Here is a 422-nt window from a genome sequence, read left to right as displayed (position 1 = left end):
CCTCGGCATCGGTCGGGAAGGGGCCGATGCCCAGCAGGCCGTTCTCCGATTGCAGCCACACTTCCATGCCGGCCGGCACGTGGTTGGCCACCAGGGTGGGCAGGCCGATGCCCAGGTTCACATAAAAACCGTCTTGCAGCTCGCGCGCGGCGCGCGCCGCCATTTCATCGCGGGTCCATGCCATGTCCGTTCTCCTCAGGCCGGGCGAGTGGTGCGTTGTTCGATGCGCTTTTCCGGCGTGGCGTTCAGCACGATCCGTTGCACATAGATGCCGGGCAGGTGGACCTGATCGGGGTCCAGGCTGCCGGTCTCGACGATCTGCTCGACCTCGACCACGGTGATCTTGCCGGCCATCGCCACGTTCGGGTTGAAGTTGCGCGCGGTCTTGCGGAACACCAGGTTGCCGCTGCGGTCGGCGATGT

Annotated in this window: 2 protein-coding genes; both read right to left on the bottom strand. The window is 65.9% G+C overall.

Annotation, left to right across the window (positions count from 1 at the left end; all coding sequences use genetic code 11):
- Window positions 1-184 (bottom strand): CoA-transferase (locus tag AC6LJ9_RS30700; RefSeq protein WP_498150463.1); only part of this gene is annotated, 184 nt, incomplete at its 3' end.
- Window positions 185-195: 11 nt separating this feature from the next.
- On the bottom strand, window positions 196-422 hold a 227-nt coding region (locus AC6LJ9_RS30695; protein ID WP_498150462.1), incomplete at its 5' end, for a CoA-transferase.

The organism is Achromobacter sp. 1011811831 (genome assembly GCF_059760905.1).
The sequence above is the reverse complement of the archived record's forward strand: the minus strand, read 5'-3'. Positions and strand labels throughout refer to the sequence as shown.